This window comes from Photorhabdus aegyptia, from assembly GCF_000612035.1.
Lineage (GTDB): Bacteria > Pseudomonadota > Gammaproteobacteria > Enterobacterales > Enterobacteriaceae > Photorhabdus > Photorhabdus akhurstii.
Map to the genome: position 1 here is coordinate 65,321 of NZ_JFGV01000004.1, position 25,430 is coordinate 90,750.

The window sequence follows — 25,430 nt, forward strand, 5'->3', positions numbered from 1 at the left end:
TAACGCGATTATGCTGGCAAATAAATAAAACAGAGGACAAAACATAATGAACCGAATAGATGAGTTAACCGCAGAACTTCTTAGCTCAATGAATCAGTATGACCTTAAACGACTGGATAATATTTTTTCCGAAGATATTTCACTTTATTATCCGGGTATTCCTCCAATGATAGGTAAAAAGATGTCGCTTATTTTTCTCAAGAAACTTTTCTCAAATTTTGAATATTTACATTTTAAGCAAACTGGTTTTATTGCTAATAATAACCAGGCTTGTGTTATTTGGGAAAATGAAGGACGTCGTAAAAATAGTGATATTTACAGCAATATGGGCGTGACATTAATCGAAATTATGGGCGATAAAATAACCCTCCTCAGCGATTACTTTAAATTTGAAGTACCTCATTAAGCAGGATATCGCTGTAATAAAAACTTGGTGCTTTTTGGATGTTGTATTTGGTTTAGATATTATCGCTACGCTCTTGTTTTATTAGTCAGCTTCCAAGGAGAAGGTGAAACGGTGGCTATAATAAGCTGTTTCACCTTTAGTAATAGTTGCCATATGTAACGACATGGATGGCAACAACCTGATTACCATATTTAGCAATTTTCCAATAAATTAACTTCTCCATAATACTGACAGGCGTTTCATTCAGTGCTGTCGGCATAAAATCAACCACAAATGGCAGATAAACGTCTTGCAAAGTGCCAATATTCCCTTGATATTTTCCTCAGTTGGTATAAAGAAGCTGATCGCTATTTCTGACATTATTCATTTCCAGAATTAACCTGCTTAACAACCATAAACAATTGGCTTTCATATAAAATTGCCAATTTTCCCTCAAATTGATATTTATCCACCAGCATTTTTAATCTTCCGATAAATAACTCACCGTGGGCAGCTAAAGCACGTTGCACTTGAGTCGATGAACGACTCATCCCGATAAATGCTTCGCCGGGAATAGGCATACTCCAGCAGGTATTGAGTGTAATATGGAGGGCATTTTCATGCAGGAATGCAGTATTCAATTCCTGCGCATAATCAAAATCCCGATAGTGACGGCTATAGTTAGGGCTTAATTCCTCCAGCAGATTTTCATACTCACTCAAGAATTCACTATGTCGGTAATCTCGGTTATTTTGCAGGATCGCTATGATGCCATTATCTGCCAGACTGTTTCTGACCAGATTTAATACCGTTGTCCGATCCATCCATTGAAAAGATTGTGCTGCCATGACCAGAGCGGGATTACCCACATTGGCGAGATGCTGTTCAGCGCTGCCATGTAACCAACTGACCCACGTCAATTTCTGTTTACCGGTGTCGATCATATCCTGCGAAATATCAATGGCAGTGTAGTGGTGTTGCTGACCAAGCAGATTTGCCAGCCCTTCGAGAGCAATGCCGGTTCCGGCACCAATATCGACAACAGACAATGCCCTGTCTTTAGGCAGCCAATGGCAAATTTCACGGAAAAGTGCCTGCGGGTAACGAGGGCGGTAGCGATCATAATCTTTAGCCAAACCATCAAATTTTTCTTTATGCTGTGTCATATTATCCTCTGCTACTTCTCTATTGGTGATGGGTTTTAGGGCAATTGATTAAATTAAGTGTAACGCTTGTGAGAAAAATGAGAGGTTACTCCAATACTTGTACAATCGGGAACTTCCACCATATAGATTAAGAAATATTGTAAGCTGTCAATGTTATGAATAGAGGTGAAGCTATTCTCATCATCAAACAAAAATGCGACCCCGCTCAATCCAATCGATAACACGTTATTATCTATGATCCATTGGCTGCAAGAATTACACATCGGGTGGCGAACGAAAACTCCCGTGGCCTGAAAGGAAGGGCAAAATTGCGGTACATCTGCGCACTTTTGGAGGCAGATATCGTTGGACACATAACCCACCGTCTGACGATGAAAGTTATCCGGTCTCTATTATGTAGTGGTCAACAATTTCCAGAAAATCTTTAATCCTGAGTGGCAGGTTTACCCCTGCCACGTTTATTCAGAAACCTAAGCTATCCAGTAGATCATCAACTTGAGCCTGATTAGCGATAACACCCACGCCATTTTGATTCACCTGCGGACCATTTAGCAAACTGTCTGTCTCTTTCTTGGTTTTTATCACTTGATCAGCCGGCATGTTTTCCATTAATACCATCACTAACTGTTTTTCTATTTCCTGAATAACATCCATCATCCGCTTAATAACCTGACCGGTAAGATCCTGAAAATCTTGCGCCATCATGATCTCTAGCAGTTGAGCGTTAGTGAATGCGGTATGTTCAGGTACCGTATTGAGGTAATTCCGGGTATCCATAACCAATGAACGTGCCACAGGCATCTCAACTGGGTTTTCAAACCACTCATCCCAACGTTTTTTCAGTGATATTGCCGATGACTCTAACTCATTCTGACGAGGTTGCGCCGCTTCAACGCAATTAAGCGCCCTTTCCGCCGCTTGCGCTGTCATCTGCACAACATAGTCCAAACGTTCCCTTGCATCAGGTATTGCCTCAGCCGCCTGAGCAATAGTTTTATCCAATCCCAACTCACGTAAACTATCACGCAACATGCGCGTAAGCTGACCGATACGACTGATAATTTCACTGGCGCTAATGGTCTCATCCCTTGGCATGACTGGATTTACACTCATTATGTCTCCTTAGAGGCCCAGTTTTTCAAATATTTTATTGAGCTTTTCTTCCAGAGTAGCTGCGGTAAAAGGTTTAACAACGTAACCACTGGCCCCAGCTTGTGCGGCAGCAATGATATTTTCTTTCTTCGCTTCTGCTGTCACCATCAAAACCGGTATCTTAGCCAATTGTGCATCTTCTCGAATGACTTTTAGCAACTCTAAACCATCCATATTGGGCATATTCCAATCAGAAATAATAAAGTCAAATTGGGATGAACGAATTTTAGCCAGGGCTTCAGCCCCATCTTGAGCTTCTTCTACATTATTAAAGCCCAACTCTTTTAAAAGGTTACGAACAATGCGACGCATGGTTGAAAAATCATCAACCACCAAAAATTTCAGATCCTTATTCGCCATAAAAACTCCTTGAAATTATTTATCAATCAGCGCAGAGCCGCTTAAAAAATTAAATTTATACCCGTCATCTTTCAAGTTGCCTCTTTGTTGGCTGCACTCGCTCACCCCGGTCACATAGTTATCTATGCTCCCGGGGATTCGCTCCCTTGCCGTCGCGATGCATCTTGAAATCTTTAGTGTATATCCGACAGCCGTTAAATACGGACAGCTTGCCCCGAGCTTATTTTTGCCAGCATTCTCTTGCTCATTTTGAGTATATCCATCACCTCATCCACAGCCCCCATCTGTATTGCCGCTCTTGGCATACCAAATACCACGCAACTTGCTTCATCCTGCGCCAATGTGTACGCTCCCGCTTGCTTCATCTCCAGTAAACCTGCCGCGCCATCGCTGCCCATGCCGGTTAGTAACACGCCAACAGCATTTCTGCCGGCAAATTTAGCCACTGATCGGAACAACACATCTACAGACGGACGATGACGATTAACCGCCGGTGCATCGGTAATCAGAACCTGATAATCAGCGCCATTACGGCACAGTTCCATATGGCGATCACCCGGAGCAATGTAGGCGTGCCCCGGTAAAATCCGTTCACCATTTTCAGCCTCTTTGACGGTAATTTGGCTAAGTTTATTCAGCCGTTCAGCAAAAGAACGAGTAAAACCGGGTGGCATATGTTGAGTAATGAGCAGTGCCGGGCTGGTGACAGGTAACGGTTGCAACAAATTCTTTATTGCTTCCGTTCCGCCAGTAGAAGCCCCTACTGCTATCAGTTTTTCACTGGATAACAAAGGTTTAAAACTTAATGGAGCAGAACTTATCGGCGTAGTTATTGGCACAGACAGTTTAGCCTGTGCGGCTGTCCGTATTTTCTCCGCAATAAGTTCACTGTAAGCCAGCATGCCTTCACGAATACCCAATTGAGGTTTGGTTACAAAATCAACAGCACCAAGTTCCAATGCCCTTAATGTGATTTCAGAGCCTTTGGCTGTCAGAGAAGAGATCATCACCACCGGCATTGGCCGTAAACGCATTAATTTTTCTAGAAAATCAATGCCATCCATACGCGGCATTTCAACATCCAGTGTGAGTACCTGCGGGTTATGCTTTTTAATCAGATCACGTGCCACCAGTGGATCTGGCGCACAAGCCACTACCTCCATATCTGGGTGGCTATTGATGATCTCTCGCATGATTTGACGCATCAGCGCTGAATCATCGACACAAAGAACAGTTATTTTATTCATGACCTCTCCTTGCCCGGCCTACACCGTAAACGGTCTGTCCTTGCAAGTAGAATTCCCGGCTTATTTGAGTGACATTTTCAGAATGCCCTGCAAAGAGCAATCCATCGGGTTTTAACAAAGCAACAAAATGACGCAGTATCCGTTCCTGCGTCTTTTTATCAAAATAAATCATAACATTACGGCAAAAGATGGCATCAAACTTCTCTTCAAACGGCCAATTAGGATCTAACAGGTTTAGATGCTGGAATGTCACCATGTCAGCCAATTGGGGCCGGACACGAGCATAACCTTCATAAGAGCCAATACCTTTAAAAAAGTAACGCTTTCTCTGTTGATCGGTCAGTTGACGCAATTCATCCAATCGATAAACCCCTTTGCGGGCTTTTTCCAGTACATGGGTATCAATATCACTGGCAATAACTTTTACCCGATGAAAACGCTCCCCCAATACATCGCTTAGCGTCATGGCAATCGAATAGGGCTCTTCTCCTGTCGATGCCGCCGCACTCCATACTCGATACGATCCACTCTTCTTACTTGCATGTTTAGCTAACAGAGGAAAATGATGAGCTTCCCTGAAAAAAGCCGTCAGGTTAGTTGTCAACGCATTGATAAATTCCTGCCACTCCTCACTCTCACTATTGATGTCGTTTTCAAGAATGAACAAGTATTGCCCAAAATCACGTATTCCAAGGGTACGCAAACGCCGAATTAAACGGTTGTAAACCATCTCCCGTTTATGTGCGGCCAGCACAATACCCGCACGTTGATATATAAGCTGGCAGATGCGCTCAAAATGCGCATCCGACATGGTATAACGCTGAATCATGTGATTCAGTGGCGAAGGTGGCAAATTACTTGTCGCTGAAGCAATTAAATTTGATTTCATCTGGCCTCAACGAGTCTGACTGACTGCCCCTTCGCTATCCGCAGACCTCAGCGTCAGTGAAAGTTCATTTTCAAGCCTATTTTCTGAATTATCTGGTAACTCAAACTGTGCCACTATTTGCACCAAAATATCTGCCTGATCTTCAAGTGCCGCCGCTGCCGCGGCTGACTGTTCAACCAATGCAGCGTTCTGCTGAGTAACCTGATCCATCTGTGTAACAGCTTGTGCTACCTGATGAATACCCCGACTTTGTTCATCAGATGCCGCTGCAATTTCAGCCATCAGATCCGTAACCTGGTTTACAGAAACGACCAATTCATTCATGGTTTTTCCTGCATGGCTAACTAATTCGGAACCTTGGCTCACCCGTTGAACGGATTCACTAATTAACGTTTTAATCTCTTTCGCTGCTTCGGCACTTCGCTGAGCAAGATCCCTCACTTCGCCAGCAACAACAGAGAAACCTCGGCCTTGTTCTCCTGCCCGCGCAGCTTCTACCGCCGCATTCAGTGCCAGAATGTTGGTCTGAAATGCAATGCCATCAATAACGCTGATAATGGCACTGATTTTCTGTGAACTATTGGCAATGGCATCCATTGTTTCCACCACACCAACGGTCAATTCGCCGCCTTTAGAGGCTGTTTTCGATGCAGATACCGCCAATTCACTGGCCTGGCGAGCATTTTCCGCGTTCTGACGCACAGTTGCAGTCAGTTGTTCCATACTGGCGGCTGTTTCTTCCAGTGATGCTGCTTGCTCTTCAGTCCGGGAAGAGAGATCAGTATTACCCTGAGTAATTTCCTGAATACCGCTATACATCAAGTTAGTATTCTCTTTTACCAAAGTAATGGAATTAACAAGTGAACGTTGCATTTCACGTAATTTGAAGAACACTTCACCAATTTCATCTTGGGTGAAAACAGAAACTTCTTTATTGAGTTTTCCTTCCGCAACATTCTGGAAGTGACTACGCATATTGGCAAAAGGTCTGAGCAGATTCTTTTTCAACCACCAATGAGCCGCCCAGGCAACAACCAGTACCATTAAGATCGCACCTGCAAACATGGCAACTGAAATTTGGTAATAAAGGCGACCATCTTGAACAGCGGTTGTAATCTCCTCTCCGATATACTGCATATAATGATTGAAATCAGACTCAAGTTGCTGCTGATACTTTTCTGTCGGCTGGTTTAAGAATGCATCATAATTACCACTTTCTAAAAACACCGAAAGCTCTCTAAGCGCTCCGATATATTCTTTATAACTGGTCTCTACCGAGGCCAATAATACGCTACTGCCATCCTCTTCATTTAATTTAGGTAGCGCAATAAACTCGGCAAAATGCATCTCAGCTCTATCCAAGGTCTCCTTAACATTAGCGACCATACTCTCAATGTGAGCTTCAGATTGTTGCAGCGTTTTCCCTACAGCGATTCGATTTAGTGTATTACGCGATTGCAGCAAAGCTGCCCAGCTCAACCCTAAGGAATCCCTCTTCTGTGTTCCCAGATCAATTCGTTCAATATAGGATTGATCTGCGTGAATGATTCCAAGTGATAAACCACTTGAGATCATCTGCATTACACAAAACATCATCAGTAACAGATATAAACTGGTTGATATACGAAGCCTGCCTAACATGTAATCACCTCTGTTAACGGCTGCATATGCAGCCGCAGTTATCGCTTAATGTTTTAAAATGTTTCCCAATTAGCTTGTTCTTCCACATTGTTGACTTTCTTCAACGCCGGTGGATTCGATTTAGCCGGAGGAGTCTTAGCCACAGGCAAATGTTCAATTTTCATTTCGGGTTGAGATTTATCGTCAAGGTTCGGTAATTGGAATAGAGAAACCAGTTTCTTCAATCCAGCCGCTTGATCTTCCAGTGCAGCCGCAGCCGCAGCGGATTGCTCAACTAAAGCAGCATTCTGTTGTGTTACACGATCCATTTCGGAGATAGCCAAACCAACCTGAGATATCCCTCTGCTTTGTTCATCGGATGCAGATGCAATTTCACCCATAATGTCAGTGACACGAGTGACTGAACTGACAATGTTATTCATTGTTTCACCGGCGCTCTCAACCAAGACTGAACCAGTATCCGCGCGGCTTACTGAATCTTCTATTAATGCTTTGATCTCTTTTGCCGCCTCAGCACTACGCTGTGCGAGGTTACGCACTTCGCCTGCCACAACAGCAAAACCTCGCCCATGTTCGCCGGCACGTGCGGCTTCCACTGCGGCATTCAACGCCAAGATGTTAGTTTGGAACGCAATAGCATCAATAACACTGGTAATATCGGAAATTTTCTGAGAACTGCCGGCAATTTCACGCATTGTCTGTACAACATTCGCCACCACTTTCCCACCCTGACGGGCAACGTCAGAAGCACTATCAGCCAGATTACTTGCCTGACGAGCATTTTCTGCATTTTGACGCACAGTTGCAGTCAATTGCTCCATACTAGCGGCGGTTTCTTCCAAAGAAGCAACCTGTTCCTCAGTACGCGAGGAGAGATCATTATTTCCAGCGGCAATTTCACTGGTTCCGTTATAAATACTTTCGCTGCTCTGACGAACACTGGTAACAGTAGTGATAAACTCTTTTTGCATATGTTTCAGGCCAACGGCTAACGTACTCATTTCATTCCTGCCTGAAACAGTAATATTTTGGGTCAAATCACCGGTAGAAAGCGCCTTGATATTCTCCAATAATTTGTTTAGTGGATTTATCAAACTATGCTTGATGCTAACCCAACTGAAAATCATGGCTGAAACCAGAATCAGCATGATAATACCCAACATAATCATCGCATTTCTGTAGGAGATATTGGCATCAAAGACAACATCAGAATAAAGGTGATCGTTTTGGGTCAAATAGAAGTTATATTCTTCCTCAAAAGCACTCTGATATTTACCCGTTGGCTGGTTGAAAAACTCTACCGCCCGATCATGTTCAATCAGAACAATGAGTTCATGCAGTGCTGAAATATAAACATCATAGGTTTTTTTAAGGCGATTAAGACTTTCTGATTCATGAATAGGCAATTTAGCGGTCTGTTCATATTGTTCAAAGCGCTGTTCTGCTATAGACAAGTTACTTCTGGCATCAGTCAGTAACTGCTCTAATGTGTAGTAATTATCGACACCTTCATCTTTTTTCATCATGTAGCGAATGCCAGCACGGTTCAAACTGTTACGGGCCTGCAACAAATTAACCCAAGTGTCACTTAAAAATGTCTGCTGTTCACGCATTTTATCCAGTATTTCTAGATTTTCTTTGTTACTTTTCAACTCATGGAAGAAAAGCCCTCCGGATATAAATTGCAGAGCACCAAATAATATGATGACCGCCATCAGTCCGGTCACTATTTTCATTCGGTTAAACATGTTTTCCCTTTTTACAATAGATCAGCATGGCTCTGTTATCGGCATCACCAAAGGAAACTTTACTGGTTGAATAAAAGAAATTTGAATATTTTTTCTGATCTGGACTTAACGGGAATATAGACAAAAAGTAACTGCCATCTATCGATGATGGCAGTCACATTTTATGATTAGTTTTTAGCTACTGAATCTACCAACGCCATCTCTTCACTATTAAGCAGTTTTTCGATATCCACTAAAATCAGCATGCGATCATCGAGTGAACCCAGTCCTGTTAGATATTCGGTAGATAATGTTACTGCAAATTCAGGCGCCGGACAGATTTGCTCAGCTTTGAGCGATAAAACATCCGAAACACCATCAACTACAATACCAACCACCCGGTTTAACAGATTCAAAACAATAACAACGGTATTATCATTATAGGTAACTGTTTCCTGAGCAAATTTAATTCTCAGGTCAATAATAGGCACAATAACGCCACGCAGATTGGTTATTCCTTTAATGAAGGCCGGAGTATTCGCAATACGAGTAACCTGATCATAGCCCCGAATCTCCTGTACTTTCAGTATTTCGATACCATACTCTTCGTCACCTAGGGTAAAAACCAGATAGCCTTCCCCGGCAGTTTCTCCCGACAATTTATTAAATGCTTCTATGGACGACATGATCTTACCTTTTACTGTGAGATTGACGATTTTCTTTGGGGATGCTCCCCATTCAGTGCTTATTTTTTAGCTTTGCTGAGCGCCAATTGGTCATGATTGAGTTGCTGCAAGGCAGAAACATCAATAATCAACGCCACACTGCCATCTCCCATAATTGTGGCAGCAGAGATCCCGGGCACTTTGCGATAGTTACTTTCGATATTTTTCACAACTACCTGATGCTGACCAACTAATTGATCAACCAGTAAGGCATAACGACGACCGGCACTTTGTACAATCACAACAATCCCTTGAGTTGGATCTGTTTTTGCCTCAGGAATATCAAAAACACGGTATAACTTAATCAGTGGTAAATATTCTCCTCTGACATGCAGTAATTTTTCATCACCAGCCAGTGGATAAATATCTTCTTCCTGCGGTTGAAGAGAACTGACTACCGCACTCAATGGCAAAATAAACACTTCGTCATTCACTTTCACTGACATACCGTCAAGGATTGCCAGTGTCAGAGGTAACAAAATCCGCGTCACTGTCCCTTTACCAGCCTGGAAGTTAATCTGGATTTGTCCTCCCATCTCCTGAATATTTCGCTTAACCACGTCCATCCCTACACCGCGGCCAGACACATCTGTTACCACTTCAGCAGTGGAAAACCCAGGCGCGAAAATCAACATAGCAACTTCTTCATTGCTCATATTTTCACTAACCGACAATCCTTGTGACATCGCTTTAGCCAGAATCTTTTCGCGATTTAGCCCGGCGCCGTCATCCACGACTTCAATACAGATATTTCCTCCCTGATGTTCAGCAGAAAGTGTCAAGTTGCCTGTTTCAGGTTTACCCACAGCAAGCCGAGCTTCTGGTTCTTCAATACCATGATCCAGACTGTTACGGACTAGATGAGTCAGCGGATCAATAATGCGCTCGATTAAACTCTTATCCAACTCAGTGGAACTGCCAACTAAAGTGAGATCTACTTTTTTATTCAGCTTACTAGCCAGATCCCTGACTAAACGCGGGTAACGGCTGAACACATATTCCATTGGCATCATGCGGATAGACATCACAGATTCTTGCAAGTCTCTGGAGTTTCTCTGTAACTGAACCATGCAATTTAGCAAATCACCATGTGAAGTCGGTTCAAGAGCGTTACAGTGCTGAGCCAACATAGATTGGGTAATGACCAGTTCACCAACCAGGTTTATCAGTTGATCAACCTTTTCAACCGCAACCCGAATACTGGAAGATTCTGCCCGTTGACGCGGCGATCCTGCCGGTGGTGCCGGCGCAGGGCGCCCGACAGGTGGCGCTGAACCATTTTCCGACGTGGTTGTTTTAACGACTTTAGCTGTATCTTTATTTTTAACTTTGCCTTTAGGCCCAACTACCGGCAAAAAAGTGATCTGTTCCGGTTCAATAACAAAACAGAGTACTGCGGTGATATCGTCCTCTGTGGCTGATGTTACCAATGATGCTTCAACGCTATCCCTAGTCTGTTCGGCATCATAGACCTCCCCCAGATTACTCAGTTCATCAAGCATCAGAGAAACTTCACGCTCTTTCAAACCAGAAAGGTGAACCCGAACTCTACCTTGCTGGTTTTCAGTCGCAGCAGGCTCCGATTTTAATTCCGGCTCAGATTCAGGCACCTCTGGCATCACCGCATCTATGATAGACTCAACCCCGCCTTCATTCTCTTCCTGTACTTCCAATGCAAGCTGGCGCAAAGTCTCACAGATGTAGGTAAACGCACTTTCATCCGGCTCCTGAGAACTTTTATAGGCATCCAACTGTTGCTGCATAATATCTTTCGCTTCTAAAAACAGGTTGATAATATCAGTCGTCAGACTCATTTCATCTCGTCTGGCGCTGTCCAGCAAATTTTCCAAAACATGCGTGGTTTGCTGTAGCTTGATAAAACCAAAAGTCGCAGCGCCACCTTTTATTGAGTGAGCACTACGAAAAATAGCATTCAATTGCTCCTGATCTGGTTCATCAGGATCGAGCTGCAATAAATGCTGCTCCATATCCTCCAGCAATTCGTCTGCTTCATCAAAAAAGGTCTGATAAAACGCGGTAATATCCATTGTTACTTTGTCACCTTAATCGGTATCACGATTAGGTTCAGCATTTGGTGATGCTGGCTGAACTGATACTGTGATTTCATTGGACTGTTGTGTTGGCCTGCTTTCAGCCGAATCCTTTCCAATCACCTCGTGAATTTCCTGACTATCATTAATAATCAAGGAATCGCTGCCGGTGTTTTGCTGTTCAATCCGCTCTTCCGCTTGTTTATTGAGCACTAAAATACTGATGCGACGGTTAACCGGCGCGCTGGCATCTTCTTGTTTCAGGCGAACCGTTGAAGCCATGCCAACCACCCGCAATATCTTTCCTTCATCCAGCCCACCTACCAACAGCTCTCTCCTTGACGCATTCGCCCGATCTGCGGAGAGTTCCCAGTTACTGTAACCACGTTCGCCATTGGCATATTTCAAGTCATCGGTATGACCGGATAGGCTGATTTTATTGGGAATATCGTTCAGAATTGGTGCAATAGCCCGTAAAATGTCACTCATGTAACTTTCAACTTTTGCACTACCAACCATAAACATTGGCCGGTTTTCCCGGTCAATAATCTGGATACGCAACCCCTCATCCATCATGTCAATCAACAGATGTGGACGTAATGCTTTAAGGCGAGGATCAGTAATGATCAATTGATCAAGTTGCTCACGCAGCCTATTTAATTTGCGAGCCTCATCATTAGCTTCAACGACTTCAACCTGACGCAGAATATCGCCTTCCTGATGAAGCACATCTTCCCCCCCACCCGGAATAGGATTGGAGCTATCACTGCTACGCTCCCCTTTATTGATTGCAACTTGTAACGGAGTACGGAAATATTCTGCAATTCGGGTCAGTTCTTGCGGGCTGGAAATTGCCAGCAGCCACATAACCAGAAAAAATGCCATCATGGCGGTCATAAAGTCAGCATAAGCAATCTTCCATGAACCACCATGATGTTTGATGCCATTTCTTTTACGTCTTTTTACTCTAATGACAGAGACGTTACGCGCCTTCATGCTTGTTCTTCAGTTTCTTGCTGGACTGGTGCTTTTACCCGGCGAACATGTTCTTCCAACTCAGTGAAAGAAGGACGATCTGTGAGGTACAGTGTTTTACGACCGAATTCAACAGCAATTTGCGGAGCATAACCATTCAGACTGGATAACAATGTCACTTTAATGCATTGCATCATTTTAATGTGTTCACCGCTACGTTGACGTAGCAATGTTGCCAATGGAGAGATAAAACCATAGGCCAGCAAAATACCAAGGAATGTCCCAACCATCGCATGAGCAATCAGTACGCCAAGTTCTCCTGCCGGGCGATCTGCCGAACCCAGAGCATTAACCACCCCCATAACAGCAGCGACAATACCAAAAGCAGGAAGAGAATCCCCAACCATCGTCAAACTGGTTGCCGGGATCTCGCTTTCCTGTTCATAAGTTTCAATTTCTTCATCCATCAAAGCTTCAATTTCATGAGGATTCATATTGCCACTCACAATCAACCGCATGTAGTCAGTGATAAAATCCATCAAATGCTTATCCTTAAGCAAACGCGGATACTGGGTGAAAATATCACTTTGCTGAGGATGTTCGATATCTCGCTCTAATGCTAAGACACCATGCATACGGGATTTTGCTAGCAACCGGAAAAGCAGCGCCATCAGATCCATATACATCACTTTGTTATATTTAGATCTACGCATTACCTTTGGCAAAACCCGCAATGTTGCCTTAATCGCTTTTCCGTTGTTACCCACAATAAAAGCACCGATACCAGCACCAGTGATAATTAAAAATTCAGCGGGTTGATAAAGTGCGCCTAAATGACCACCTACAATCAGGTAACCACCGATTACCGCACCAAAAACTACGATATATCCTAAAAGTACTAACACGCGATATCCTTTAGCTAAGTTGGCGAGCGGATGGGAAGTTGAACAGTCTGAATCCAGAATGGTTGCGGTTTCAATACAGGTTACAGGAGAAAAAGTACTAATCTGTAACCTGTAGGAATAATTTTCCCATTTAAATTCATACTGCGTGCTGAGCAAGTCCATCCAGCAGTTGTGAATTAGTATCGGCAGACTGAAAGGAAAGTTTACGTTTTTTTACTGCGCGTGATGGCGGTTGGCAAAGGCTACAAACAAAGCTATTCACAGGTTGATGAGCATGAGTAATAAAAGTTCCACCACAGGTACGGCACTGCGAAGGTTGTAACATGCCACTGTCGACAAAACGTACCAGAGTCCAGGCACGAGTCAACGCCAAAACCGGGGCGTCTCCTTCAACAGGGGGACATTGTTCAAGATAGAGTCGATACGCTTTAACAACAGCTTCTACACCTTCACAATAACCACTCTTGAGTAAAAAACGGTAGGCATTATAGAACATCGATGAATGAATATTCTGTTCCCACGTCATAAACCAATCTGTTGAAAAAGGCAGCATCCCTTTAGGCGGGGGACTCCCCCTCAACTCCTTATAAAGCTTAATTAGTCGCCCTCTGCTCAATTGTGTTTCACTTTCAAGCATTTGTAATCGTGCCCCCAAAGTGATGAGTTCCATCGCCAACTGTATATCCTTAGCTTCTTGAACTATACTTTTCTCGGCCATCTCTTATGCTCTTTTTTTCACTGACGTATCGTCTTTCGAAGATAACTTCTGAAACAAATGAGTAGATAACAAAATGCCTGTATGTATTTGTTGTAAATCATCCACTCGAGATTCCCTAGTAAGCTGCTGAATAGTTTCACTGTCTTCGAACCGGAAATTACAGACTAATTGATTAGTCTCAGCGAGCTTGACCAACTGAGGTAATGTCAATTCAGACAACGTATCAGCCATAGAATCACTAATACCTAAACGGAACATCGCTGATGCTTTTTCATGGTTAATTAATCGCTGAGCTAAAAGCAAATACGATAAATTTATGTCATAAATATGTTTGAGCAATTCAACCGTACTCATTTCTCTATCCCGTCCGATTACATTAAAAAATCAGTTAAGTGTTCGAAAAACCACTCGTGACAAAATTCCTAAAATAGCTTAGGGATTAATAATCTCTTACATAACTAAAATATACAGGCTTAGTCAGAGCAGTAACCATCCTTTGTATTACTTTTGATTCATCCAACTTCAAAAATATTACGGTAGTGAGCTACAAAAGTATTATTGCGTTACCTGATATAACATTTTTCATTGGCGATTAAGAATATTCTTAATGCGGAACAACTTTACTCCTGAATCATCAACTTATACAACGGAAAGAGGGCGCAATTTTAAATACTATGTGACATAACTCACAAAAACAACGGCTTTTAATATGCATTTAATCGATGAATTGCTCATTAACTATTCAAACAATTAAATAAAATCCGAATTCTCAATTTTAATAAGTTAAATTATCTAAATAAAAATATTAGATATATTTTTTGATTTTATACGATCTATTAAACTTATAAATTTAAAATAACGATAAAAAATCCTATCCTGAGTCAAACTAACACCAAAAAAGACAGTTTTATCCCTGAGTAATAAGTGTAAACAATAATCTTATTCTGAGATCCGGCATCCCCATTTGTACGATAAAGCAGATTAATTTTATGTAAAATTTGGTTGCAAAAAAGATACTGGTATGATCACTTTTCGTTTAGATTTGTACTTTTTTTAACCCAAAGGCTTAACTAAAAATGTATACCACCACGTTCAGATAACACTAACCATACAAAAATAGCATAAAATACAGTAAGATAATGAATAAAAAAACAACTATAACAACATTTTATTGATTGCATAACAATCAATATCCAGCATAGAGATGACCAGAGAAATCGGTCTATTTCGACTCCTGACAACCCAAATAGCGACAAAAAACATTAGAAAAATTTATCAAAAATCATGCCTTATAATATAACAATACGCAAAATCCTTCGATTGATTACTTTATCTTTTTCACCTTGAATCTTCGTACTTCAAATTAACCATTAATTAAATTTACACATTATCAATATATATATTTTAAAAACATTAGGCATTTTAAACGGATTGAATGTGATTTATTACCCTTAAAACCTGCTTTAAAGTTCCATAAGAGATACAATTCCAACAATAAAATTTTCAAATCACAAAAATATATAACCTTACTAAATATCCATCATAAACTAAATTACCACCATTTATATAATACAAGAAATGGATAGTTTACAGATTAATATTTAAATAAAAAACACACACCATTTCCGGACTCACATATTCTCATAATACAAAAAAAATAAAATATTAAAAGTCATTTTTTCGTCTTTCATTATTTCATATGATATTTACGATCACCATCCCAAAAACATTATTTTCACATATAAAAACATAGCTAATGACGTCATTAGTGTATATCACAAACGTCACTTTTTCATACGATATGAATATATAAAATAATTAACTGTACAGAGAAAAAACAATTAATTGATATTTATTGCAAAAATAATTAATAGGAATAGAAATAAAAACCAATATCATTTACAACCAAAATAATGAAATTAATAATTATTGGTAACAGAAATACCCTGATATTTCATGAAAAAATGGAAAAAATAGGATTTTGATAAGAAATTTATTTACCCATATAAATAGTAATGATAATTTTCCAAGTAATTATAATTATTCATCAAACATGACAGTTAATGCAACAACCGATTACAACCTAACCTAATCACAGAAAATACTCTCAGAATAAAGGCGCTAAACCCAATAATTCATCAAACAAAAATGGAATATAGCGATCGAGAATCATTATCAATTATGTAATCAATAACACTGGAAATACTCCTGTTTTTTGGACAAAACACATCCTTGATACGAGCAATATATGAACAAGAAATATTTTAGAAAGTAACAATTCAATACACTAATCTGGCAGAAATAAAACTCGACAAACAGAATTACTAACTAAAAAAATAATAAATACAAATATATATATCTATACAACCCAAAATTCACCAAGCTAACTCCTCCAACACTATATAATACCCAATATTTTTAATACCTCATTTATAATATTCTCCTCAGGAACTGTTTAATCCATTTTATCCCGATATAAAAAAGCCAAGAAATATCATTCATCAGATCTTGTACTAGTAAACGAATATTTTGTACCAGAAAGAATGGAATAAAAGCTCTGCTAATCAACATTGAAAAAACATTACCAAAGTTCAAACTTGCCGTTATATTCAAGCACTTGATAATACTCGCTCTCTTCTCTTAACTACCCCCTCATTTACCCCCTTAAGTTCTTACCAAGACTGGTAATACCTATCGCTTTTTTTTGCACTATCTGTACCTTAGCTAACAAAAACTCCTACATCAGCTGATCTCAATACCATAACATCATTAATGTTATCATCAAGAAACCAACCGTATACCCGTTCTTTTACAACACAAGATTTTTACGATGCGCAGTTTAAATACCAATTTGATTTCATTTCTCAAGATTTCAGTAGCCATCAGCTCTGTTTGTTAGAATGCTAAAATAACTTTGAATTCTAACCCTATACCACGACAAATCCTGACACTAATAGTCGTGTTACCCTTGGTAAGAACTCTTACTACCACTCCACTCTCTCTTAATACAGAAATAACAGAGACTACTCCCATCTCTACTGGCTCAAGGAAAGTTAGTAACTCCTGTAATATCATCACTCTTTCATCACCATAAAGATGACCCGCGTTTTTACTTTATCATCGGATAAATATCGAACTGTTAAATTAATGCCCTAAAATCTTGTCTGGTGGTAACCACTGGCTACTTCCATTATTTTTCCACGGCATTCTTCATCAAGCAGAATTATTATCTATTTTACTCTTATATAAGAACAAACTAAGATCATTTCTTCTACTTACCCTTTGAAAATAATTGATATTTTCACTGAAAATTCTGAACAGTAACGAGCAACTGATGGCAAACCAAATTAAATATCAACTCATCAATTTTTCTGTACCCGCGAATGATACCTATATCAGGTTTACCACGACTAAATTCTGGCATGAGGATAGCAATGTTAACAATCCATCCAGCAACAATGACCAAGGCTAAAAATACTGCATCGAATGACTTTTACTTGGTGAAGTCATTAATCAACAATATTATCCAAAATTATTACTGGTAAAAGCAAATTTTTAATCAACCAAGCTTACTCCGTACCAAGATCGGTAAAACTACGCCTAACCTGGAAAACACACCATAGGCAACGCTTGTTTGTTTCTTATGACGAAACACCATTTGTCAATGGTGATTCTGTATCAAACTAGTGATTACTGTTTTGTACAAAAGATTTTCAGATCGGTGGTTCAGAAGCCATTTTCCAGTTTATTGAGCTAACACTCTTTTCCAGACTTATACGACAAACAATTGCTTCTATCTCTTTTTGCTCTGCCAGTGTTGCTAACACTTCAGCACACACTTCAAATTTTCCAGGTTGAACCCTATCTGCGAAACTCAGTGATTGTAACCTCACAGCTACTCCATTGAGAGCCTGTAGTACCAAAGTTCTCACCAGAATTTCGTCATCACTGTCACACACTATGTGAATTTTATAGCACTGTACCTGATCAATGGCCTGCTGCCTGGGTTGTAAATTAATACGTTGAGCGGCTTCACGTAACAATATATTTGCGCAAAGAATGATGGCGGTTGCTATCGCGGCTAGCCAATATTGCCCAAGACCACACAGCACACCAATTCCAGCCGAGCACCATAGGGTTGCTGCGGTATTTAATCCACGAATATTCATGCCTTCCCGCATAATAACGCCAGCACCAAGGAAACCAATGCCTGAAACAACTTGCGCAGCAATACGACCGGCGCTATCGGGTGAAGTTGTTATTGAACTGAGGATAAAAACTGCTGCACCAGTCGCAACTAATGCATTAGTTCTTAAACCTGCCATACGTTGGCGCCATTGGCGTTCAGCACCAATTAATGCACCAAAACACATAGCCGATAATAAATGAAAGACAAAAGGAGTTATTAACATGACATTCTCCATACAACCAAATGGATAAATAATCATGTGCATTTATTTTGCACACAGAAATGTATGCTGAATGTTTAATTCAGCCCTATTTTCTGTCCATACCAGGAGGTAACAAAGCGTAAATATATAACAGCATAATAAAAACCCAATATACTATCTTGGTTACTTGACTAAGTACCAGATAACGCTATTTTTTGAGTAAGTACAGCTCAGATATTTTGAGTAGCACTGCCCGCTTTATTTGGCAAGCAGCAAATCGGAAGGAAATGAACAGCTTGCCGTTTTATTGTCTATTTAACTGAAAACTTTGACTGTCCAATGGCTATCTCTCCAATAAAATTTGCACGAAGTATAATCAGGAGTAATTAATAAGTAAAGAAAGATATGACTCTAACCAACAAAAAGCCCACCGCTATAGAAAATAGCGACAGGCTTAAAAATCATCCAAGCAATCAGATAGCTGTTACGTTTGCTGCTGCTGGACCTTTAGCACCATTTTCAATGGTGAATTCTACATTCTGGCCTTCTGCCAAAGTTTTGAAACCGTTACCCTGAATGGCAGAGAAGTGAACGAATACGTCTTTGCTACCGTCAGCTGGGGTGATGAAACCGAAGCCTTTAGACTCGTTGAACCACTTCACTTGACCTTTCATTTTGTCAGACATTGTGACTTTCCTATATATCAAAAAAATTTTGCCACCATTGGGCATGTATTGGCCAGTTATATCAGCTATTACTTATGGAGGCACTAAGAAGGAAACGCGTCAACAAAGGCTATCTGAGGATAACACTTACACATAACTCATTAACTCAAGATGTCGTACATAAAGTAGGTCTGTTTATCAGGCCGGCTGCATTAACTCATGATAGAAAAGGAATATCAACCTTTTTATGCATTGGTGTTTTAAAAAAAATATTTATGCTCATTATTAAAGCAATAATTTAACAAACAGTGTCATTAGTTATAAATTTTTTTGATTTATTCAACCTTTATCTTAATGAAAGCACTAGAGTTAATCTCAGTCAATAACAGTTGGCAGATTAAAATAAAACAACTGATCTACGTAAGATCACCTTCCCCATGCTAACCTCAAGGACAAATAGTGATGAAAATATTTCATTTTTCCTTTGCTTAATCAGATCAATATATGAATATTATTAAACAGATACTGATTCAGGATCTTAAACGAATCAACATTGAAGAACAACGTGATGGTAAACCTCGTTTTAACAGCCAGTTTATCAGTAACCATCCTTACCTTTGCCTGGCTATGGTTGTATCCTACCTGCTTCTCGCGGCACTTATTTGGTACGCTCCATATTTTAGTTCACTTTCACTGCTAGCCTTTACTGTACTCTTTATTATTATGTCAGCGGTTTTATTATTCGAAATCAAACCAATGTATCGGTTTGATGATATCGGCGTACTTGATCTACGAGTATGTTACAACGGTGAATGGTTCGTCAGCGAAAAAATCTCAGATTGCGCAATCAAAGAGCTTTGTTCCCATCCCCATGTTCCATTAGCAATAAAAGATGAAATCAAACGTATTATACAAATGAAAGGTGAAATTCATTTTTATGATGTTTATATCATAGCATTTCCTGAACAATCACTTATAGCAACATCGTTACTCATAGATAGCCGATAATGAACAAAGGTACTCAATTTCAGTAAAATAGTACAATTATAAGGCAACACGCTCATATGACAAACAAATAACAAAATAGTACGCTTTTTTGCGTTGACAATGTTTCCATTGATCGCTAGTATTCGCCCCGTTCCCAAGAACGATTCCTCCATAGTTCAGTCGGTAGAACGGCGGACTGTTAATCCGTATGTCACTGGTTCAAGTCCAGTTGGAGGAGCCAAATTTAAGTCTAGAGATGCTAAAGAGGATCTCTAGTGTGCATGAAATAGCTAGAAAAAGTAGTTAACATGCAAAAAGCCCAATTTGAATTGGGCTTTTTTCTATGTAAACAGCCACACATTCGTGAGCACCAAGCCAGTTAGTCCAAAACTACCTTGTAAGTTTTCTCTTTAGATTTATGCAATATATTCGCTTCACCAACAAATGATATTTCGTAATGAATTTTCACCAGGCCATTACCTATATAATTAAAGAAATCAATTCCACCCGGTTGACTATCGGCATTTTTTTCAGGATTAATTACAGCCAATTTGAAAACATTATCTTCACTACTTTGTAAAGAATCTATCTTTAATACCAACTGCCCTGCATCCCGATCGTCAGCAGAATATCCTCTTATATGTACTGTACCTTTTTTCAATTGTTTGTCTTTAAGTTTAATATCGCTAACCGAAATATTGATGTCATACTCAATAATACTTTCACCAATTGGTCGGCCCCTACTTTCATCATACTCTTCAATGTAAGGTACTTCCAAATCGCGATGGACCTGAACCGTCTCAGAACCTTCATCAAGTTCTACAAGTACACGTTGAACAGCCGAAAATCTAGCAGTACCGCTTTCACTAATAGTATAATAAAGGCTATCATGCTTACCTTCAGTAAGGAGAGCATTTTTTACAGGCAAACTACGAATATCACCACTATTTTGTACACCAGGAACAACTTCAACATTGTTATTATCAAAAACAAATTTCAATTCATGTTTATCTAATATATTGGAATCAGTGAAAAGTACTTTAACTCCTGCCTTTATATCATCACCACTAATGACATTATCATAATGCGCTGGATATACAGGAGCTACCAATCCTACTGATTTCAATTTAAATCGATTCAGAACCGCTTTCGCTACCACACCACCACTCGCATCCGTGACTTCAGCCTCAAAACCAATTGTAGCGTTAACCTTCTGATCTGTTTTAATTTTTACTAATATTTCAAATGCTCTACTAACAGGATTGAATGCGTTATCGCTACTTACAACTTCATATTCGCCCTCATTCAAACCATTCACTACAATTTTACTTTTGTAAGTATCTAATGGTACAGAACCATCATCATCCTGTAGAACGACATATAATCGCAATGGAACGTTAAACCAATCTTTATGTGAAACCCAGTTAGCGACATCAGTATTAATTAAAAACTTCATGACTTTTCCTCATCTGTTTTATATAAATCACCAGAAAATTAGCCACTCTTTTCGGGGAGAATATTATTTTCTTATTTTATATTTAAAACTAATTTCACCTCCTCACCAACTATTTAATTTAAGATGTTTTCTGAAATAGTTTTTATTCATTTCATTTATATGTACATACAAATATATTATTAAATTGATAATATTTTAGTGCACTAGAAGTAAATGAAATTTCATTATCAATGGCAAACCATTTAATATTCGATCTGGCGTGGATTAAATCATGATTGCCAAATCAGAGCTTAGATAACAAATTACTTTTTCAGTTAATAAGTATAAACGATAAAATCCGATAATAAATATCAAAATACAATAAGCGATCTGTTAAAACAGATAAAATAGGAAAATTACCATTAAATATAAAAAAACCATAAATAACCCAAAAATAAAATTATCTGATATATATTTGATTATATTTTCAATGCTCATGACTAATTATTTTATAAATAGAAAATATAGATGATATTTTCACCATATAATTATCATAGACAAACATCAGTTAATTCTCATACTTCTTGAACTGAAAAATTCAATCGACTAAAAAACATCACCTTGAACACCGGTTAACCAATCAAACTCAATTTTCACTTTTCCCCTTTGACAAGCCCAAAATACCCAGATATTATTCGCCTCGTTGTCAAGGACAATTCCTCCATAGTTCAGTCGGTAGAACGGCGGACTGTTAATCCGTATGTCACTGGTTCGAGTCCAGTTGGAGGAGCCAGATTCATAAGAAGCCCGCCCAGTGCGGGCTTTTTGCATTCCTAAATTCCACCATTTTCTTACAACATAATATAATAATTCTGATCAACCTGCTTCCTATAGCATACATCTCCAGCAAATCCCCCTTATTCGGCATAAAAACAGATCAATAAGTTTAGTTTGTCGGCAAACAAACCATTTTTGTTATTTTCCGCTTTGACAAAGCAAAAACATACCGTTAGTATGCACCCCGTTGTTAAGGAGTTCCTCCATAGTTCAGTCGGTAGAACGGCGGACTGTTAATCCGTATGTCACTGGTTCAAGTCCAGTTGGAGGAGCCAAATTATGAGAATCCCGCTTAATGCGGGATTTTTGCTATTCTGACCTCTCTACTTAATTCTCCACTACTATTTACTCACAACATAAGCAAAATAATTCTATTCAACTCACGTTTTCAGAATAAAATTCCATCAATCATCAATTGATTAGCATAAAAACACAACAAAAAGTGTATTTTGACAGCAAACAAACTATTTTTATCGTTTTCTACTTTGACAAAGCCGAAACATATCACTAATATACACCTCGTTGTGAAGGAGTTCCTCCATAGTTCAGTCGGTAGAACGGCGGACTGTTAATCCGTATGTCACTGGTTCGAGTCCAGTTGGAGGAGCCAACTTCATTTCTTTTTTTACCCTCATATTTTATTTTTCCCTTTGTTATAAGAAAATCCACCTCTGATTACCCTAACCTAATTGATTTAGCTGGTAATTTTGCTAAAAATTATATTCATTAATAGCTATTCGACCATTTTAGCTTTATCATCCATTCCCGGCCTGAATATGCTGAACTCAGCATCTTTCGTTCCTATCATATATACTGGAGCCGGTTTCTCATGACCACTGAATCATACACAATAAAAATCCGCCGCCCTGATGACTGGCACATTCATTTCCGTGATGGTGAAATGCTAAAAACTGTCGTTCCCTATACCAGTCATTACTTTGGCCGGGCTATCGTCATGCCTAATCTGCTTTCGCCGATTACAGAAGTGGTCAGTGCCAAGGCTTATAGAGACAGAATATTGTCAGCCATTCCCGAAGGGAATAACTTCCAGCCTCTTATGACCTGTTATCTTACTGACACTACTGAAAGTTCTCAGATAGAAATAGGTTATAAAGAAGGCATTTTTACCGCCTGTAAGCTCTACCCTGCCAATGCTACAACCAATTCAAGTCACGGCGTCTCTGATATAAAGAATATTTATCCACTATTAGCAATGATGGAAAAATTGGGGATGCCTCTGCTCGTTCACGGTGAGGTTACTGCTTCTCATATTGATATTTTTGATCGAGAAGCCCGTTTTATTGAACAAGTTATGGAACCACTACGTAACCAGTTTCCAGCATTGAAAGTTGTGTTTGAGCACATAACGACCAAAGAAGCTGCACAATATGTACTGGAAAGCGATGACAATCTGGCAGCAACATTAACTCCACAGCATCTTATGTTCAATCGCAACCATATGCTGGTTGGCGGAATTCGTCCACACCTGTACTGTCTGCCTGTGCTGAAACGTAATGTGCACCAAGAGGCTTTACGAGCAGCCGTCGCCAGTGGCTGTGATCGCTTTTTCTTAGGCACAGATTCGGCACCGCATGCACAACATAAAAAGGAGTCCTCCTGTGGTTGTGCCGGCGTTTTTAACGCCCCATCAGCGTTACCTGCTTATGCCACAGTGTTTGAAGAGATGAATGCATTACAGCATTTTGAAGCTTTCTGTTCACTTAATGGCCCTAAATTTTACGGGCTACCTGTCAATGAAGGCTTTATCGAACTGACTCGCAAGCCTTCTACCATCATTGAACACATTGATTGCAATAATGAAAGACTTATTCCATTTTTGGCTGGCGAAGATGCCCGTTGGGATGTGAAAGTAGTCGACTGATATAACATGGGGATAGTCATTATCCCCATTAATTTACATAGTTATCAATACACCAACAAATTGACTCATAATTCCTAACAAAAAACCTTCTTACTTTCATTAAAAAGCATATACTAACTAATGACTCATTCGAGAATGAGGTAGTTTGCTCTTAGTCAATGATATTAATAAATAATGCAGTGATCTGATTAGGAGGTTTTATGGGCAGTAAAGATGAGGTTATTCAAACGCATCCTGTTGTAGGTTGGGATGTGAGTACCGTTGATACATATGATGCAATGATGCTACGCCTTCACTATTTGTCCTCCCAAGATCAAACACCAGAACATGTCATGGTAGATCGCACCTTATGGTTGACAACTGACATTGCAAAGCAATTGATATACATCCTCCAGGCAGGAATTGAAAAGATCGAATCTTCAGAATACAGCGATCTAAACCATACGAAACATTAATAATCTTAAACCCGGACACCCGTATAAATGGGTGTCCGGCTAGGAGACACATCAATTCATCTCAAAGATTTTGTCTGGAATACCATATCACTATATAATAATTTCGGATTAAGTTAACTTAACCATCACAATTGCCGAGTTGACTACTAATATATGGGGCGTTTATTGTGAGTTTGGCCAAACAGGAACAGGGATGTACAATAATGAAAATCTTAGTTGTTGAAGAGTGCTATTATACCCGTTCAGGTATCAGCGAATTTTTAAAGCAGAGCGATAATGCTGAAAATCTTGAAATCGTTGACTCGCCTTCAATCAACGAGGCTATAGATATTGTAACTCATTTTTCTCCTGATATCGTTCTGGCTAATTTGACACACTATTGCCATCATGCCAGTTACTGTTCCGATTTACAGAAATTTATTACTCTTATAGATAACACGCGTATATATATATACCTTAATAGCGCTTATCCTTATTGTGACAATCATATTGCATTGAAGGATAATGCTTTTATTCTGGCAAAGAAGAATCTTACCTATCTGCTTAATAAAATTAGCAAAACTACATTGCAGGAAATTCAGAGACATAAAGCGACAGTCGACCAATGTTGCTCTATCTTCAGTCCTCAAGAGCATAAAGTTATCGATTACTGGATGAAAGAAACGCCTAATTACAAGATATCACAAAAGTTAAAGATCAGTAGTAGCACAGTCTATTCCCATAAAAGACACATTACTGAAAAGATGAATGTGCGTAATAGAATTGAACTCTGCTTTATTTACAATGTATTTAAATATCTCTATTAAAGTCTCCTTTAACTAAATCGAATAAGCTGGC

Annotated in this window: 23 protein-coding genes and 4 tRNA genes; 10 read left to right on the forward strand and 17 right to left on the reverse strand. The window is 39.6% G+C overall.

Features of this window, described 5'->3' with window-relative positions; all coding sequences use genetic code 11:
- Positions 1 to 46: 46 nt before the first annotated feature.
- Entirely contained in the window at positions 47 to 406 is a 360-nt protein-coding gene (locus BA1DRAFT_RS02215; protein WP_036775771.1) for a nuclear transport factor 2 family protein, read from the forward strand.
- Between the two features lie 136 nt (positions 407 to 542).
- Here BA1DRAFT_RS02215 and BA1DRAFT_RS23395 read toward each other — a convergent pair whose 3' ends face one another.
- From BA1DRAFT_RS23395 to flhD, 14 genes are all read right to left on the reverse strand, one after another.
- Positions 543 to 701 carry a hypothetical protein gene (locus BA1DRAFT_RS23395; protein WP_160169976.1) on the reverse strand — a complete coding sequence of 53 codons (159 nt, stop codon included), beginning with the start codon at positions 699 to 701 and terminating at the stop codon, positions 543 to 545.
- 64 nt (positions 702 to 765) lie between these two features.
- On the reverse strand, positions 766 to 1,551 hold the full coding sequence (locus BA1DRAFT_RS02220; RefSeq protein ID WP_036775772.1) for a class I SAM-dependent methyltransferase: 786 nt from the start codon (positions 1,549 to 1,551) through the stop codon (positions 766 to 768).
- A gap of 462 nt (positions 1,552 to 2,013) precedes the next feature.
- Positions 2,014 to 2,664 carry a protein phosphatase CheZ gene (gene cheZ / locus BA1DRAFT_RS02225; protein WP_036775773.1) on the reverse strand — a complete coding sequence of 217 codons (651 nt, stop codon included), beginning with the start codon at positions 2,662 to 2,664 and terminating at the stop codon, positions 2,014 to 2,016.
- A gap of 9 nt (positions 2,665 to 2,673) precedes the next feature.
- Positions 2,674 to 3,063 carry a chemotaxis response regulator CheY gene (gene cheY / locus BA1DRAFT_RS02230; RefSeq protein ID WP_036775774.1) on the reverse strand — a complete coding sequence of 130 codons (390 nt, stop codon included), beginning with the start codon at positions 3,061 to 3,063 and terminating at the stop codon, positions 2,674 to 2,676.
- A gap of 194 nt (positions 3,064 to 3,257) precedes the next feature.
- Complete coding sequence (locus BA1DRAFT_RS02235; RefSeq protein ID WP_036775775.1) at positions 3,258 to 4,310, reverse strand: protein-glutamate methylesterase/protein-glutamine glutaminase; 1,053 nt, start codon at positions 4,308 to 4,310, stop codon at positions 3,258 to 3,260.
- Positions 4,303 to 5,199 (reverse strand): protein-glutamate O-methyltransferase CheR, encoded by an 897-nt coding sequence (gene cheR / locus BA1DRAFT_RS02240; protein WP_036775777.1) that lies wholly within the window; start codon positions 5,197 to 5,199, stop codon positions 4,303 to 4,305. The genes BA1DRAFT_RS02235 and cheR overlap by 8 nt, the downstream gene beginning before the upstream one ends.
- 6 nt (positions 5,200 to 5,205) lie before the next feature.
- The gene (locus BA1DRAFT_RS02245) at positions 5,206 to 6,840 is read right to left on the reverse strand and encodes a methyl-accepting chemotaxis protein (RefSeq protein ID WP_036775778.1); all 1,635 of its coding nucleotides are present in this window, start codon (positions 6,838 to 6,840) and stop codon (positions 5,206 to 5,208) included.
- A 53-nt stretch (positions 6,841 to 6,893) separates the two neighbouring features.
- Positions 6,894 to 8,588: a methyl-accepting chemotaxis protein gene (locus tag BA1DRAFT_RS02250; RefSeq protein WP_036775779.1), complete on the reverse strand. Its 1,695-nt coding sequence runs from the start codon at positions 8,586 to 8,588 to the stop codon at positions 6,894 to 6,896.
- A gap of 167 nt (positions 8,589 to 8,755) precedes the next feature.
- Positions 8,756 to 9,253 carry a chemotaxis protein CheW gene (gene cheW / locus BA1DRAFT_RS02255; protein WP_036775781.1) on the reverse strand — a complete coding sequence of 166 codons (498 nt, stop codon included), beginning with the start codon at positions 9,251 to 9,253 and terminating at the stop codon, positions 8,756 to 8,758.
- 59 nt (positions 9,254 to 9,312) lie between these two features.
- Complete coding sequence (cheA, locus tag BA1DRAFT_RS02260) at positions 9,313 to 11,340, reverse strand: chemotaxis protein CheA (protein WP_036775782.1); 2,028 nt, start codon at positions 11,338 to 11,340, stop codon at positions 9,313 to 9,315.
- Between the two features lie 15 nt (positions 11,341 to 11,355).
- Entirely contained in the window at positions 11,356 to 12,339 is a 984-nt protein-coding gene (gene motB / locus BA1DRAFT_RS02265) for a flagellar motor protein MotB (protein ID WP_036775783.1), read from the reverse strand.
- Positions 12,336 to 13,223 (reverse strand): flagellar motor stator protein MotA, encoded by an 888-nt coding sequence (motA, locus tag BA1DRAFT_RS02270; protein ID WP_036775785.1) that lies wholly within the window; start codon positions 13,221 to 13,223, stop codon positions 12,336 to 12,338. The genes motB and motA overlap by 4 nt, the downstream gene beginning before the upstream one ends.
- A 136-nt stretch (positions 13,224 to 13,359) precedes the next feature.
- The gene (gene flhC / locus BA1DRAFT_RS02275; protein WP_036775786.1) at positions 13,360 to 13,941 is read right to left on the reverse strand and encodes a flagellar transcriptional regulator FlhC; all 582 of its coding nucleotides are present in this window, start codon (positions 13,939 to 13,941) and stop codon (positions 13,360 to 13,362) included.
- Between the two features lie 3 nt (positions 13,942 to 13,944).
- A complete protein-coding gene (gene flhD / locus BA1DRAFT_RS02280) occupies positions 13,945 to 14,295 on the reverse strand; it encodes a flagellar transcriptional regulator FlhD (RefSeq protein ID WP_036775787.1) in 351 nt (116 codons plus the stop codon).
- Positions 14,296 to 17,275: 2,980 nt separating this feature from the next.
- Between flhD and BA1DRAFT_RS23400 the strand changes: the two genes are divergently transcribed.
- Positions 17,276 to 17,413 (forward strand): hypothetical protein, encoded by a 138-nt coding sequence (locus tag BA1DRAFT_RS23400; RefSeq protein ID WP_157297572.1) that lies wholly within the window; start codon positions 17,276 to 17,278, stop codon positions 17,411 to 17,413.
- A 241-nt stretch (positions 17,414 to 17,654) separates the two neighbouring features.
- On the opposite strand, the gene BA1DRAFT_RS02290 is transcribed toward BA1DRAFT_RS23400, so the two are convergent.
- Positions 17,655 to 18,353 (reverse strand): MgtC family protein, encoded by a 699-nt coding sequence (locus BA1DRAFT_RS02290; RefSeq protein WP_036775789.1) that lies wholly within the window; start codon positions 18,351 to 18,353, stop codon positions 17,655 to 17,657.
- Positions 18,354 to 18,805: 452 nt separating this feature from the next.
- The gene (gene cspE / locus BA1DRAFT_RS02295) at positions 18,806 to 19,018 is read right to left on the reverse strand and encodes a transcription antiterminator/RNA stability regulator CspE (protein ID WP_010847246.1); all 213 of its coding nucleotides are present in this window, start codon (positions 19,016 to 19,018) and stop codon (positions 18,806 to 18,808) included.
- 483 nt (positions 19,019 to 19,501) lie between these two features.
- Here cspE and BA1DRAFT_RS02300 point away from each other — a divergent pair, with 483 nt between their 5' ends.
- Together BA1DRAFT_RS02300 and BA1DRAFT_RS02305 are read left to right on the forward strand one after the other, a co-directional pair.
- Positions 19,502 to 20,005, forward strand: a complete 504-nt coding sequence (locus BA1DRAFT_RS02300; RefSeq protein WP_036775790.1) for a YlaC family protein — start codon at positions 19,502 to 19,504, stop codon at positions 20,003 to 20,005.
- A 144-nt stretch (positions 20,006 to 20,149) separates the two neighbouring features.
- Positions 20,150 to 20,225: transfer RNA gene (locus tag BA1DRAFT_RS02305), tRNA-Asn, on the forward strand.
- A gap of 138 nt (positions 20,226 to 20,363) precedes the next feature.
- Here BA1DRAFT_RS02305 and BA1DRAFT_RS02310 read toward each other — a convergent pair.
- Positions 20,364 to 21,440 (reverse strand): hypothetical protein, encoded by a 1,077-nt coding sequence (locus tag BA1DRAFT_RS02310; protein WP_036775791.1) that lies wholly within the window; start codon positions 21,438 to 21,440, stop codon positions 20,364 to 20,366.
- 696 nt (positions 21,441 to 22,136) lie between these two features.
- On the opposite strand from BA1DRAFT_RS02310, the gene BA1DRAFT_RS02315 reads away from it, so the two are divergent.
- From BA1DRAFT_RS02315 to BA1DRAFT_RS02340, 6 genes are all read left to right on the forward strand, one after another.
- A tRNA-Asn gene (locus tag BA1DRAFT_RS02315) sits at positions 22,137 to 22,212 on the forward strand.
- Between the two features lie 243 nt (positions 22,213 to 22,455).
- Positions 22,456 to 22,531 (forward strand) — tRNA-Asn (locus BA1DRAFT_RS02320).
- Positions 22,532 to 22,790: 259 nt separating this feature from the next.
- A tRNA-Asn gene (locus BA1DRAFT_RS02325) sits at positions 22,791 to 22,866 on the forward strand.
- A 219-nt stretch (positions 22,867 to 23,085) separates the two neighbouring features.
- Complete coding sequence (gene pyrC, locus BA1DRAFT_RS02330; RefSeq protein WP_036775793.1) at positions 23,086 to 24,138, forward strand: dihydroorotase; 1,053 nt, start codon at positions 23,086 to 23,088, stop codon at positions 24,136 to 24,138.
- A gap of 200 nt (positions 24,139 to 24,338) precedes the next feature.
- A complete protein-coding gene (gene bssS / locus BA1DRAFT_RS02335) occupies positions 24,339 to 24,593 on the forward strand; it encodes a biofilm formation regulator BssS (RefSeq protein WP_036775794.1) in 255 nt (84 codons plus the stop codon).
- Positions 24,594 to 24,796: 203 nt separating this feature from the next.
- Complete coding sequence (locus tag BA1DRAFT_RS02340) at positions 24,797 to 25,399, forward strand: response regulator transcription factor (protein ID WP_036775796.1); 603 nt, start codon at positions 24,797 to 24,799, stop codon at positions 25,397 to 25,399.
- Positions 25,400 to 25,430: the final 31 nt, after the last annotated feature.

What these genes read in the sequence shown, in the direction of transcription:
- motB (WP_036775783.1), bottom strand. Translation starts at nt 12,339, where the DNA reads ATGAAGGCGCGTAACGTCTCTGTCATTAGAGTAAAAAGACGTAAAAGA.
- bssS (WP_036775794.1), top strand. Translation starts at nt 24,339, where the DNA reads ATGGGCAGTAAAGATGAGGTTATTCAAACGCATCCTGTTGTAGGTTGG.
- BA1DRAFT_RS23400 (WP_157297572.1), top strand. Translation starts at nt 17,276, where the DNA reads ATGGCAAACCAAATTAAATATCAACTCATCAATTTTTCTGTACCCGCG.
- pyrC (WP_036775793.1), top strand. Translation starts at nt 23,086, where the DNA reads ATGACCACTGAATCATACACAATAAAAATCCGCCGCCCTGATGACTGG.
- BA1DRAFT_RS02340 (WP_036775796.1), top strand. Translation starts at nt 24,797, where the DNA reads ATGAAAATCTTAGTTGTTGAAGAGTGCTATTATACCCGTTCAGGTATC.
- cheY (WP_036775774.1), bottom strand. Translation starts at nt 3,063, where the DNA reads ATGGCGAATAAGGATCTGAAATTTTTGGTGGTTGATGATTTTTCAACC.
- BA1DRAFT_RS02300 (WP_036775790.1), top strand. Translation starts at nt 19,502, where the DNA reads ATGAATATTATTAAACAGATACTGATTCAGGATCTTAAACGAATCAAC.
- BA1DRAFT_RS02250 (WP_036775779.1), bottom strand. Translation starts at nt 8,588, where the DNA reads ATGTTTAACCGAATGAAAATAGTGACCGGACTGATGGCGGTCATCATA.
- BA1DRAFT_RS02245 (WP_036775778.1), bottom strand. Translation starts at nt 6,840, where the DNA reads ATGTTAGGCAGGCTTCGTATATCAACCAGTTTATATCTGTTACTGATG.
- cheW (WP_036775781.1), bottom strand. Translation starts at nt 9,253, where the DNA reads ATGTCGTCCATAGAAGCATTTAATAAATTGTCGGGAGAAACTGCCGGG.
- cspE (WP_010847246.1), bottom strand. Translation starts at nt 19,018, where the DNA reads ATGTCTGACAAAATGAAAGGTCAAGTGAAGTGGTTCAACGAGTCTAAA.
- cheR (WP_036775777.1), bottom strand. Translation starts at nt 5,199, where the DNA reads ATGAAATCAAATTTAATTGCTTCAGCGACAAGTAATTTGCCACCTTCG.
- BA1DRAFT_RS02310 (WP_036775791.1), bottom strand. Translation starts at nt 21,440, where the DNA reads ATGAAGTTTTTAATTAATACTGATGTCGCTAACTGGGTTTCACATAAA.
- flhD (WP_036775787.1), bottom strand. Translation starts at nt 14,295, where the DNA reads ATGAGTACGGTTGAATTGCTCAAACATATTTATGACATAAATTTATCG.
- cheA (WP_036775782.1), bottom strand. Translation starts at nt 11,340, where the DNA reads ATGGATATTACCGCGTTTTATCAGACCTTTTTTGATGAAGCAGACGAA.
- BA1DRAFT_RS02235 (WP_036775775.1), bottom strand. Translation starts at nt 4,310, where the DNA reads ATGAATAAAATAACTGTTCTTTGTGTCGATGATTCAGCGCTGATGCGT.
- BA1DRAFT_RS02220 (WP_036775772.1), bottom strand. Translation starts at nt 1,551, where the DNA reads ATGACACAGCATAAAGAAAAATTTGATGGTTTGGCTAAAGATTATGAT.
- flhC (WP_036775786.1), bottom strand. Translation starts at nt 13,941, where the DNA reads ATGGCCGAGAAAAGTATAGTTCAAGAAGCTAAGGATATACAGTTGGCG.
- cheZ (WP_036775773.1), bottom strand. Translation starts at nt 2,664, where the DNA reads ATGAGTGTAAATCCAGTCATGCCAAGGGATGAGACCATTAGCGCCAGT.
- BA1DRAFT_RS02215 (WP_036775771.1), top strand. Translation starts at nt 47, where the DNA reads ATGAACCGAATAGATGAGTTAACCGCAGAACTTCTTAGCTCAATGAAT.
- BA1DRAFT_RS02290 (WP_036775789.1), bottom strand. Translation starts at nt 18,353, where the DNA reads ATGTTAATAACTCCTTTTGTCTTTCATTTATTATCGGCTATGTGTTTT.